The sequence below is a fragment of the Anaerocolumna chitinilytica genome, from assembly GCF_014218355.1.
Classification (GTDB): Bacteria; Bacillota; Clostridia; order Lachnospirales; family Lachnospiraceae; genus Anaerocolumna; species Anaerocolumna chitinilytica.
Map to the genome: position 1 here is coordinate 2,691,584 of NZ_AP023368.1, position 12,249 is coordinate 2,703,832.

Below are 12,249 nucleotides of genomic sequence, written 5' to 3' on the forward strand. Positions count from 1 at the left end.
CAGGGTAAGGGATTGATATGAAAAAGATTGTATTGGTTTTACTGCTTGGACTTGCAATGTTGACTCTAATATCTTGTACTGATAAGGATGACAAAAATAATTCAAAACCGGGAGGAGAAATCTCTGAAACGGTGACACCATCCGTAACTACTGCAGAAACTGTAACTCCTACAGAAACTGCAACTCCGACTGTAAGTTCAGATAACGAAAATACGGAGCATGTCCTGGATTACTTCCCGTACAGGGAGAACAAGCAGTATCTTTATGAAGGAAAAGGAAATGAGTATGCAAGTTTTTGGAGTTATGCAGATTATCAGGACAAGGACAGCGGTAGAATCCAGCTCAGATTAGACAACGGCGGAACACAGACTGTTCAGGTATTGGAAGGAAATAACAACGGAATTTCTATTATTGTAAGCAAGGAAGAATGTTATTATAGGGATAACCTGTTGAAATATAACAGTGTTGAAGAACCTGAAGTTTTATTAAAAGAACCTATCAAAAAAGGTACTGAGTGGACTCTGTCAGACGGAAGAAAGCGATATATATCAGACACGGAAAAGGAAATCTCCATTCCCATTGGAAAATATAAAACAATTGAAGTTACCACTGACGAAAAAGAAGGTAAAACCAAGGAGTATTATGCTAAGGAACTTGGACTTGTTAAGAGGGAGTATACAACAAATGGAATGACAGTTACTTCAACTTTGAAGGAAATAAAAGATACTCCTCTGATTCAAAATCTTACATTATATTATCCAAACGAAGATGAAAAAATGTTAAAAGAGGCCAAAACTATAAAATTTAATACGAATGATATAACTCGCCTTAAAGTGCAGGAATTGCTAAGAGAAAAACATGAGGGAAAGCAGGGATTAATCAGTGTAGGGACCAGTCTCAATTCCTTATACGAAGGTTCAGATGGTATTGTTTATGCTGACTTCTCAAAAGATCTTATCAGTGATATGAATGCAGGTGCAGGGTTTGAACAAATGCTTCTGCAAGGAATCACAGATACGTTAGGCGGTTATTATGGAGCGAAGGAAGTGTATCTTACTGTTAATCAGAAACCTTATGAATCAGGACATATTATTCTAAAAAAGGGTGAAACACTTAAAGTAAGCAAGTAATAAAGCGGTGCAAAGTCATGTTTTATGAGATATACAAAACAATAAAAAATAGGAATTCATAAATACTTTATCCATATTGAAAGGAACGGGATATGAGGAGAACAGCTTTAATCACAGGAGCGTCTAAAGGAATCGGACGAGAGTTGGCAATTATTTTTGCAAGGCAGGGATATGACCTTGTATTGGTAGCAAGAAGTAAAGCATTACTAGAAGAGTTGGGGAAAAAACTTTGTAAGAAATACAAAATAGAAGTAACAACGATAGAAAAGGACTTAACCTGTAAAGAGGCACCGGAAGAGATATTTCAGGAACTAGAGGGAAGGCGGATAGACATATTAGTAAATAATGCTGGGTTTGGTGATTATAAGGAGTTTGCACACTCTGAATGGGAAAAACAGTATCTTATGATTCAACTAAATGTTACTGCACTTATGCATATGACGAAACTCTTTTTACCGAATATGATAAAGCAAGGATATGGCAAAGTATTAAACCTCGCTTCTACAGCTGCCTTTTTACCAGGACCTAATATGTCGGTATACTATGCTTCAAAAGCAGCTGTACTGTCTTTTTCACAGGCTATATCAAAAGAATTAAAAGGATGTAATGTAACAGTAACAGCTCTTTGCCCCGGTCCCACAAGTACTAACTTTGAACGTACAGCAGGGCTTATTAACTCAAGACTGTTTCATTCCTTAAAGGTGACAGATGCAAAGAAGGTTGCACTATATGGGTATAAGGCTCTAATGAAAGGAAAACCTGTTGCGGTAGAGGGACTATTCAATAAAATGCTGGTAATCAGCACGAAATTAGCCCCTAGAGGAGTGGTGCTTGCTATGATAGATCAGATTCAATCAAAATTAAGAGAAGGACAGCCTGCTGATGGACAGCCTGCTGAAGGACAGCCCGCAAAAGAGTAGAATACGGAAATATAAGAGATGAGATTGTACAATATGTTTAATATATATCAAAAATTAATTTGATATAATACGATTTAAATAAATTCAAAATTAAGGAAAAATCTATTGACATAATTAACCACAAATGATAGCATAAGGTTGAACGTTAAATCTATGCGATATATACAATAAACATGTAACACACGAAACTATAGTAGGTTTAACGTAAAACTATAATATTATTAAACAGGAGGATGTATTTCATGAAAAAGCTTTTGAAAAAAGGTACAGCAGCTATGATGGTAGTACTGGGGTTATTTATGGCAATGTCATTTAAGGTATCTGCTGCCACAACAGAACTTATGAAGGATGGGGAATTCCCTACCGGAGGTTTTGTTAATGCAGGAGAGGCTGTTGACGGAACTATTCAGGGACCTGGTAACTGGACTCAGTTAAATATGGGTGATGCTGAGGTAAGTGCTCCATATTTGCATGTAATTGTAAAAGCAACAGGTGATACAGCAAAAGCTCAGATAGCAGTTTCTGATACATATACTTTCAATCTTTCCGACTTAGGGGTAACTCTTACAGAAGAATATCAGGATGTTGTTTTACCCGTTAAAGATCAGGGTATTACTACCATTGGCTGGGTTAACTTAATGGGTCTTGATGGTGGTTCCAGCGTATACACCGTAAAAGAGGTATTCTTATCCGATGATGCAGCTTCAACACTGGCAGCAGCTGACACAGCAACTGTTACAGATACAAAAGCAGCTGATACGGCTACCACAGCAACAACTGATAAAGCAACTGATGCAGCAGCAACTCCTAAGACAGGTGAATCTACTACAATACTTTATATCTGCATTGCAGCATTGATAAGCTCAGGCGGTATCTTTGCAGCAACGAAAAAGGTTGCCAGAGCGAAATAAATTATTATGAGTTAACGAATCATATTTTACAGGTATCCAAAGAATGTAAAACTTTGGATACCTTTTTTCTGCCCATAAATGTTATTGACAACCCAATAAAATTGAGTACAATTAAATGTATAAAGTAAGATTAGTGTATAAGACTTTAGATATCTGAAATAATTAATTGACCGTTTGATTATAAAAAAGATATGGGAATAAACGAAGAAAGGGGTAGAATATGAAAAGCTTTGATTTTATGAAAACAGTAAAGAAGTTTCAAGCGGATGAAATACTTGAATACTATGTTTATATAAAGATTGCAAGATTTGTGAAGCAAAAAAAAGACCGGGAAGTATTGCATAAAATCGCAAGTGAAGAGAGGAAACACTATGAGATATGGAAGCAATATACAAAGTGTGATGTGAAACCTAATATGTTTACTGTTTATTGGTATGTATTTTTAGCTAGGATATTAGGTTACACCTTTATTATCAAGAAAATGGAGAATTCACTGATAGAATTCAAGAGTATATTCGGCGGTAAGATTGAGAAAGAGCTTAACGAAAAAATTCCTGATATTAACATTTTACTTCAAGATGAAGTTGAGCATGAGAGTGAACTAATCGACATGATTGATGAGGAAAAGCTTAAATATGCAGGCTCTATGGTACTAGGTCTTAATGATGCCTTAGTGGAATTTTCAGGAAGTTTAGCTGGCTGGACCTTTGCCATGCAAAGCAACCGCTTGATATCTTTAGCAGGGTTGATAACGGGTATAGCAGCTACACTTTCTATGGCCTCGTCAGAATACCTGTCTGTAAAGCATGAGGATGGTAAGAATGCTATGAAATCCTCCCTTTACACCGGTGCAGCTTATCTAGTCACGGTAGTAATACTAATCATGCCCTATTTGCTGTTACCTGATAAGGATTATGTAACAGCTCTACTTATTATGTTAGCAGCGGTTATTCTGATCATTGCAGCTTTTAATTATTATATTGCGGTTGCCAGATCCATTTCTTTTAAACAAAAATTCTTGGAAATGAGCTTTATTAGTCTTTCAGTAGCAGCAGCTTCTTTCCTCATTGGACTCCTGGTCAAGAAATTTCTGGGCGTCGATGTATAAAGAACTAAGGAGAGTTTAAGCTTGACTAAGTTTTGAATTTTTATAACCCCGGCTTAAGCCGGGGAATTTTTTTACTTACTTACTACATCTCTCGCCTATAGGGTCTTCTATAAGAGTGGCAACTCTAAATTCATGTCTGTGTCCGTCATTTACAGATGTTACGGATTCTAAGAAATGAACATGTCTGTTTCCGCCAACGGGTATTGCACCTGAAGTTCTGCCGCAGAATTCATGAAAATGATCTTCGTAAAAGTCTGTATGAAAAGCAACATCATGATAATGGTTCCCTTGACCATAGGGTATAGCTTCGCCGGATACTGTAGCAAATCTATGGTTATGAGGCTCTTCCTGAGGCTCTGCTATTTCAACGGAACCTTGTATTTCGTGGTTGTGTCTCTGCTCATGGTTATAGCATGAATTTTCATAACTCATAATGAATACCTCCAATTATTGTATGGATTGATGAAGTCCAATATATATTATGCTAATAAGTCACAAATGTGACGAAATATGCCGAAAAAGTCAAGAATTTAACCTAATTTTATATTAATAAAAGATGTCCCGATAATCACCTCATTCGATAGACAAATAAAAACAAATATTCGCACTCCTGACAATACCTATTTATGACAGCATAGAATATAATGATAAGTAATGAAAAACAGGAGGTATAATTACATATGAGGTATGGCTATTTTGATAATGAAAACAAAGAATATGTTATAGAAAAGCTTGACCTGCCCACATCGTGGACAAATTACTTAGGGGTAAAGGATTTGTGTGCGGTTGTAAATCATACAGCAGGGGGGTACATGTTCTACAAGACACCGGAGTACCATAGAATAACTCGTTTCCGAGCTAATAGTGTTCCTATGGACAGACCGGGTCATTATGTATATTTAAGAGATGATAAAACAGGTGATTATTTTAGTATATCCTGGCAGCCGGTAGGAAAACCTTTAACAGAAGCGTCCTATACTTGCCGCCATGGTTTATCTTATACCAAGTATGGGTGTGAGTATCAGGGAATAAAAGCAGAGCAGAAGCTGTTCATTCCTTTAGAGGACAGCGTAGAAATTTGGGATGTAACAATTGAGAATACAACAGGTGAAGTGAAGGAGCTCAGTGCTTTTTCCTATCTTGAATTCTCCTATCATCATATTGATATGGATAACCGCAACTATCAGATGAGCAATTATGCAGCGGGTTCTTCCTATGAGGATGGTATTATTGAGCATGATTTGTTCTATGAGGAATTTGGTTATCAGTATTTTACCTCTAATTTTGAACCCGATGGATTTGATTGCTTAAGAGATAAATTTATTGGCTTGTATCGTACGGAGACCAATCCAATTGCAGTTGAGAGAGGATATTGTGAAGGAAGCTTTGAAAAAGGCGGCAATCATTGCGGAACACTTCACAAGAAATTAGTATTAAAGCCCGGCGAGAAAACCAGGCTAATCTTCCTTCTAGGGGAAGGCAATAGAGAAGCTGGGCGTGCAATGAGAGAAAAATATTCTGATTTCGCTGTAGTGGATAAAGAGTTTGAAGCATTAGGAAGCTATTGGGAAGAAAAGAGAGAGAAGCTTCAGATAAAGACTCCTAATGAAGGAATGAACACTCTTATTAATATTTGGACATTGTATCAGGCAGAAATTAATGTCATGTTCTCACGTTTTGCTTCCTTTATCGAAGTAGGTGGTAGAACTGGACTAGGTTACAGGGATACCGCACAGGATGCAATGACAGTACCTCACTCTAACCCGGCAAAGTGCCGCCAACGATTGGTGGAACTGCTGCGAGGTCTGGTATCCAGCGGGTATGGGCTGCACTTATTTCAGCCGGAATGGTTTGATCCGGATAATTCAGCAAAACCCTTTAAATCACCGACAGTAGTTCCGACTCCCAACAAGAATGACATGATTCATGGACTGAAGGATGCCTGCTCGGATGATGCATTATGGCTTGTAAGTTCCATTGTTGAGTTTGTTAAGGAAACAGGTGAATATGATTTCTTAAACGAAGTAATTACATATGCAGATGGCGGAGAGGGCAGTGTCTATGAACACATGAAAAAGATTCTTGATTTCTCCCATGAGCAGATTGGAGCATCCGGTATATGCAAAGGTCTTAGAGCTGATTGGAATGACTGCTTAAATCTTGGCGGCGGTGAAAGTGCTATGGTATCTTTCCTGCATTACTGGGCTTTGGGTAATTTCCTGGAAGCGGCAGCATTCTTTAAGAGGTCAGAGGATATTGAGAAATATACAGATATGAGGGCACAGGTAAAGAAAGCCTGTGATGATGTGCTTTGGGATAAGGAATGGTATATCAGAGGTATTACAAAGAACGGTAAAAAGATTGGTACCAGCGAAGATAAAGAGGGTAAGATCCATCTGGAATCCAACGCTTGGGCAGTGCTTTCCGGTGCGGCTGATGATGAAAAGGGAAAGAGAGCTATGGATTCAATTGAGAAATACCTTTATACGCCTTACGGAATTATGTTAAACGGACCTTCCTATACAATTCCCGATGAAGACATTGGCTTTGTTACCAGAGTATACCCGGGATTAAAGGAAAATGGGGCTATCTTCAGTCATCCCAATCCATGGGCCTGGGCTGCTGAGTGTAAGCTTGGCAGAGGAGACCGTGCAATGAAGTTTTATGACGCCTTATCACCTTATAACCAGAATGATATGATAGAAACGAGAGAGGCTGAACCTTATTCCTATTGTCAATTTATTGTAGGCAGAGACCATACTGCATTTGGCAGAGCAAGGCATCCTTTTATGACAGGAACCGGCGGCTGGGCATATTTTTCTGCCACAAGATATATGCTTGGAATCAGACCGGACTTTGATTCACTGATTGTTGACCCTTGTATTCCGGCAGATTGGAAGGAATTTGAGGTGCAAAGAGAGTGGAGAGGTGCAAAATACAATATTATCGTGAAGAATCCTAATGGTGTAATGAAAGGTGTAAAAGAAATTCTGTTAAATGGTGAAAGGGTTGATAGAATACCGGTGCAGAATAGGGGAAGCGAGACTCAGATTACAGTAATTATGGGTTAGGCTTACAGAGAGGAGAAAGACTATGATAAAGTTTGGTACAGGTGGATGGAGAGCCGTAATCGGAGAGGATTTCACCAAAGCAAACATACAGATACTTGCAAAGGCTATGGTTGCAAAAATGAAGGCAGAGGCTGTAAGTGAAGATGGTATTGTAATCGGCTATGACAGAAGATTTCTTTCCAAAGAAGCCATGCGTTGGGCAGCGGAAGTTTTTGCGGGAGAAGGTATAAAAGCATTCCTTATTAACCGGTCATCACCAACACCTTTAATTATGTATTACTGTATGGTACATGACTTTCATTATGGTATGATGATTACTGCCAGCCATAATCCTGCTATTTATAACGGCATCAAAGTATTCACCTATGGCGGACGCGATGCCGATGAGTTGCAAACAGCTGATATTGAAAAATATATAGATGGAATTGCAGATGAAAAGATTTGTCCCATGGATTATGAAGCTGCTATCAAAGCCGATTTAATCATGGAAATCAATCCTTTAAATGAATATTTGGATAATATTATTAATACCGTGGATATGCAGGCAATACGAAACAGGGGGTTGAAGGTTGTGCTGGACCCTATGTACGGTGTAAGTGAAACCTCATTAAAGACGATTCTCTTAACTGCAAGATGTGATGTCAGTACAATTCATGAGAGGCATGATACACTTTTCGGAGGAAAACTTCCATCTCCGTCTGCACAGACTTTAAGAAGTCTTCAAAATAACGTTCTGGATAGATATGCGGATATTGGAATTGCAACTGACGGAGATGCCGACCGAATCGGAATCATAGACGATACAGGTAAATTCCTTCATCCAAATGATATCTTAGTACTGCTTTACTATTATTTGTTAAAGTATAAAGGCTGGAGAGGGCCTGCGGTCAGAAATCTTGCAACAACTCATATGCTTGATCGTGTAGCAGAAAGTTTTGGTGAAAAATGTTATGAGGTACCTGTCGGATTTAAATACATCTCTGCTAAGATGAATGAAATGGATGCAATTATAGGAGGAGAATCTTCCGGAGGACTTACTGTAAAGGGACATATTAATGGTAAGGATGGTATCTATGCTGCGGCTCTTTTGGTAGAAATGATTTGCATTACCGGTAAGAAGTTATCTGAAATTGCGAAAGAAATAGAAGATGAATACGGTACTATTTATCTGGAAGAGAAAGATTATAAGTTCAGTCAGGAGAAGAAGGAGGACATCTATCATACACTTATGATAGAGCGTCAATTACCTCACCTGCCTTTTGATGTGGAGAAGGTTTCCTATCTTGATGGCTGTAAGGTTTACTTTACCAACGGGGGATGGATAATAATCAGATTCTCCGGGACAGAACCGCTGCTTCGTATATTCTGTGAGATGCCAAAGTCAGGCCAGGCAAAACTGGTGTGCGAAGTGGTAGAAGATTTCCTTCAATTACAATAATAACTCTAAATATGAAGGGGCTGTTGTAAAATAGCTAATTTACTCTTTTGAGAGGGTTCGGTGTATAATAATACATTTGGCTGCTTTTCCCTCGCTCGTTCAAAACGCTCCGCATCACAAGAAGAGCTCGGCCAGTCGACGCGAAATGTATTATTATACACCCAGCCCTGTTCTAGAGTTTATTATGCTATTTTGCAACAGCCGCTGATAATAAAAAGAGCAGTTTACTTAAAATGCACTGATGTATATTCAGTCATTAAAAAGTGGAACTGCTCTTTTGCGGCTTGAAATAACAACGCGTATCTAGACCATTAGTGTTCTGTGTTTGTTTTTGCTTTCTTTTTATCCAACAGTAGATTATAAGTAAAACCAGCTACGACAAAGAGGCTTCCTACCAGTTTATAAGGCGAAAAATCTTTTGATACGAGCCAATCAATTAGAATGCCGACAGCCAGCTGGCCTAAGAATACTAAAAGGGTAAGGTAAAAAGCTGGAACCCTAGGTGTGGTATAATTGGAAATCATTATAATGGCAACTCCAAGTATACCTCCAAAATATGCCCATAAGGGAATAGAATGGGAAGGAGCAGTAAATGTTAAGCCTCTGTTTAAAAGCACCAGAAATATGATTGAAAAGAAGATCCCAACAACATAATTAATAACAGTAGCCTGAACAGTACCTATTTTTTCTGCAAGCTTTGCGTTGAGAATTCTGCCCAGTACTACGGTTGCACCTGCTATAATTGATAAAATGGAATAAAGAAACAGCATACTAATCTCCTTTCAGATAAACTTATTGAAATGCCATAATACAGATACCAATTCCGATAATCCCCAGGCCAAATAATTTCTTGGGATTAACCTTTATCGTTTTCATTCCAAGCAGTCCGAAATGGTCCGTCAGTAGAGAAAAAATTGTTTGTCCAAGAAGTCCAAGTGCAAGGGATAAGGATACACCAAGCTTGAGATAAGCTATATTGGTGAGCATAACGGTTCCAATACCGATAAAACCGGCACTGTATAAATAAAGAGGGAGACCTTTAGGCAGCTTCATTCTGGAATGAGTTAAGAGCATAATAATCAGAATTGCAATTAACCCTGATAAGTGTATAAGTACAGTGGATAATGGATTCCCATAGCCGTCGGATAAGCTGCCGTTAAAGAAAATCATGATAGAAGTAATGGCCCCTACAATCAATGAAATAATATAGTTCATACATCCTCCTAAGTTTCAAATTAATCATCATTATCGAATTACTTTTTTAACTATAGCATAAAATAATTGATAAGAAGTAGGACATATGTCATACTAATAAAAATAAAGCATGGTAAAACAAAAGGAGGAGCTTAAGATGCTAAAGCAGAATGATACGGAAAAAATGATGGATTATGTCAGACGATATAAGATGAATAATATATTTACAGAAGACATGACTCCTTACATGGAATTGCTTCTATATAAAAAGAATGAATTTATGGTTAAAGAAGGAGAGGAAATCCCCTATCTGTTATTTTTAACAGAAGGGAAAGCAAAGGTTTTCACCTCTTTGAGTAATGGAAAATCTCTTCTTCTGTGTTTCTATCAGGGATTTAAGGTGCTGGGGGATCTGGAAGCAGTAGATTCTGTAAAAGCAGTTACCAATGTACAGGCAATAGCAGATACTTGTTGTATTGGAATATCTTATCGTAACGTAAGAAGGTTTCTGCTAGAAGATGCCAAGTTCCTGCGCTACATTTGCTCCTCATTGGGAGGTAAGTTAAATCGCTGTTCAAAGAACAGTTCCATTAATCTGCTTTATCCTTTGGAGAACCGGTTAGCAAGCTACATTTATACAGCAGGGGAGAGAATTAACACGAAGCAAGAGGATAGTAAAGGGATAAAAACAATTATCTGCTTTGATGAGAATCTAACGGAGATTGCTGAACTTCTTGGCACAAGCTACAGACATCTTCATAGAACTCTTTCAGACCTATGCGATAGAAAAATTTTAATAAAAGAAGGCAGCTCTTATTTTGTCACAGAAGAAAGGACTTTACAAGAGCTGTCAGCAGATTTATATAAGTGAGCCCATAACTTCACCAAGGGAATCGGTGATAAGAAGATCAGCTTCTGAATCCAGTGGAGTAGAGGATTTGTTAATTAGTACCAGCTTGCTGCCGGAATAATAACGAATAAAACCGGCAGCCGGATATACGCTTAGAGAGGTTCCGCCTATTATTAACATATCAGCGGCAGCAATTGCCTCAATTGCCTGAGTTATGATGTTTTCTTTTAAGGCTTCTTCATAGAGTGTGACATCAGGCTTGATAATACTTCCGCAAGAGCAGCGGGGGAGGGGAGCCTTATCAAGTATTTCCTGTAAGGTATAGGAATGTCCGCATGATGTGCAATAGTTTCGGTGGACACTGCCGTGTAGCTCAATTACATTATGGCTTCCCGCCATTTGATGAAGACCGTCAATATTTTGAGTAATGACAGCTTTTAGCTTTCCGGAGTCCTCCAGATGAGCTAGCATTTGGTGTGTTATATTAGGTCGTGCTTTGGGGTATAGCATCTTATCATAATAGAATTCATAAAATGCCTTGGTATTTTTATTGAAGAAGCTATGACTAAGTATCTGCTCCGGAGAATAGTCATATTTTAAATGGTACAACCCGTCTACACTGCGAAAATCTGGAATACCGCTTTCAGTGATACACCGGCACCGCCAAAGAAAACAATGTTGTCGGAAGTCTTAATAAAATCTTTAAACTGGTCTATTAGGTTCATTTTACCTCTTTTCTTACAGTGAACCCTTTTAGGTTCCTGTACTGTTCAATATTATTGTCAATCCTCCAAGCATAGGATTCTTCCGTTTATCTTAAGGTGATTGCAAACGTTACATATTCTTTATCCATATGGTAACCTAACTTTTCTGATAAGGCGACAGAGCGTAAATCTACAGCATCCCAACTTGGATAGAGACCTCGGTCCAGACATTCCAATATTAGTTTGGCACCACAGGCTAATGCTAATCCTTTTCTTCGATAATCATTTCTTGTGTCTATTTCAATTTCAATTCCTTTGTCGTAATAGGTATAAGAGGAGGCACCTGATACAGGGATTCCTTTATGTAATGCCATAACACCCAGCCCATGGGTTTCATATTCCTGGTATGTAGAAAATAGTGAGCAGAAATCTTTGGACCAGCTTTCTGTTTTTGCCAGGTGAAACAAGGATTCATCTATTAATTTTAACTGGTAATCTGAGGGGATACTATCAGTAAAGTTCTGTAATTTTTCTCGCCTGAAGACATCGGGCTCTTTTTTTATTGCGTATCGCAGTAATTTTTCATGATTTAATGGATAAACCTTTGCAATTAACTCTGACCAGGCCTCAGAACCAGGTATCATTAACATTGTATCAGAATGGAAATCGGAAGGTATATTTTCTGCTAATTCTATATTAGGTATCCCTGAGAAAAAGCAGAAATCCCCTATAATGATTTGGGCAGAGGATGGATTCTCTTCTCGGTCGGCAAAAGCCTGTCCCATAAACCCCTGGAGACAGGACCAGATAAGTGTTTCATCCCAACCTTTATAGAGAGCTGCAATAGTATGCCTTTTTTCTTTTTCAATTTTTATCATAATACTCCTCCTGCGATACACATCTTTGAATATACTTATATGTAT

Annotated in this window: 11 protein-coding genes and 1 pseudogene; 7 read left to right on the forward strand and 5 right to left on the reverse strand. The window is 38.2% G+C overall.

Annotation, left to right across the window (positions count from 1 at the left end; translation table 11 throughout):
- Positions 1 to 17: 17 nt before the first annotated feature.
- The 4 genes from bsdcttw_RS11700 (at position 18) to bsdcttw_RS11715 (ending at position 4,069) form a co-directional block, all read left to right on the forward strand.
- On the forward strand, positions 18 to 1,130 hold the full coding sequence (locus tag bsdcttw_RS11700) for a GerMN domain-containing protein (RefSeq protein ID WP_185259537.1): 1,113 nt from the start codon (positions 18 to 20) through the stop codon (positions 1,128 to 1,130).
- 92 nt (positions 1,131 to 1,222) lie between these two features.
- A complete protein-coding gene (locus bsdcttw_RS11705) occupies positions 1,223 to 2,050 on the forward strand; it encodes an SDR family NAD(P)-dependent oxidoreductase (protein WP_185259538.1) in 828 nt (275 codons plus the stop codon).
- Between the two features lie 242 nt (positions 2,051 to 2,292).
- A complete protein-coding gene (locus bsdcttw_RS11710; RefSeq protein ID WP_185259539.1) occupies positions 2,293 to 2,961 on the forward strand; it encodes a hypothetical protein in 669 nt (222 codons plus the stop codon).
- Between the two features lie 220 nt (positions 2,962 to 3,181).
- Positions 3,182 to 4,069, forward strand: a complete 888-nt coding sequence (locus bsdcttw_RS11715; RefSeq protein WP_185259540.1) for a VIT1/CCC1 transporter family protein — start codon at positions 3,182 to 3,184, stop codon at positions 4,067 to 4,069.
- Between the two features lie 75 nt (positions 4,070 to 4,144).
- On the opposite strand, the gene bsdcttw_RS11720 is transcribed toward bsdcttw_RS11715, so the two are convergent.
- Positions 4,145 to 4,501 (reverse strand): YmaF family protein, encoded by a 357-nt coding sequence (locus bsdcttw_RS11720; protein WP_185259541.1) that lies wholly within the window; start codon positions 4,499 to 4,501, stop codon positions 4,145 to 4,147.
- 248 nt (positions 4,502 to 4,749) lie between these two features.
- On the opposite strand from bsdcttw_RS11720, the gene bsdcttw_RS11725 reads away from it, so the two are divergent.
- On the forward strand, positions 4,750 to 7,140 hold the full coding sequence (locus tag bsdcttw_RS11725; protein ID WP_185259542.1) for a GH36-type glycosyl hydrolase domain-containing protein: 2,391 nt from the start codon (positions 4,750 to 4,752) through the stop codon (positions 7,138 to 7,140).
- A gap of 22 nt (positions 7,141 to 7,162) precedes the next feature.
- On the forward strand, positions 7,163 to 8,578 hold the full coding sequence (locus bsdcttw_RS11730; RefSeq protein WP_185259543.1) for a phosphoglucomutase/phosphomannomutase family protein: 1,416 nt from the start codon (positions 7,163 to 7,165) through the stop codon (positions 8,576 to 8,578).
- A 311-nt stretch (positions 8,579 to 8,889) separates the two neighbouring features.
- Here bsdcttw_RS11730 and bsdcttw_RS11735 read toward each other — a convergent pair whose 3' ends face one another.
- Both bsdcttw_RS11735 and bsdcttw_RS11740 read right to left on the reverse strand, forming a co-directional pair.
- Entirely contained in the window at positions 8,890 to 9,348 is a 459-nt protein-coding gene (locus tag bsdcttw_RS11735) for a DMT family transporter (protein WP_185259544.1), read from the reverse strand.
- A 22-nt stretch (positions 9,349 to 9,370) separates the two neighbouring features.
- Positions 9,371 to 9,793: a DMT family transporter gene (locus bsdcttw_RS11740; protein WP_185259545.1), complete on the reverse strand. Its 423-nt coding sequence runs from the start codon at positions 9,791 to 9,793 to the stop codon at positions 9,371 to 9,373.
- Positions 9,794 to 9,929: 136 nt separating this feature from the next.
- Between bsdcttw_RS11740 and bsdcttw_RS11745 the strand changes: the two genes are divergently transcribed.
- Positions 9,930 to 10,643: a cyclic nucleotide-binding domain-containing protein gene (locus bsdcttw_RS11745; protein WP_185259787.1), complete on the forward strand. Its 714-nt coding sequence runs from the start codon at positions 9,930 to 9,932 to the stop codon at positions 10,641 to 10,643.
- Here the strand turns inward: bsdcttw_RS11745 and bsdcttw_RS11750 are convergent.
- Positions 10,632 to 11,347 (reverse strand): annotated as a pseudogene (locus bsdcttw_RS11750) (NAD-dependent protein deacylase). The gene bsdcttw_RS11745 and the pseudogene bsdcttw_RS11750 sit on opposite strands and share 12 nt — an antisense overlap.
- A gap of 86 nt (positions 11,348 to 11,433) precedes the next feature.
- Positions 11,434 to 12,204 (reverse strand): GNAT family N-acetyltransferase, encoded by a 771-nt coding sequence (locus bsdcttw_RS11755; protein ID WP_185259546.1) that lies wholly within the window; start codon positions 12,202 to 12,204, stop codon positions 11,434 to 11,436.
- Positions 12,205 to 12,249: the final 45 nt, after the last annotated feature.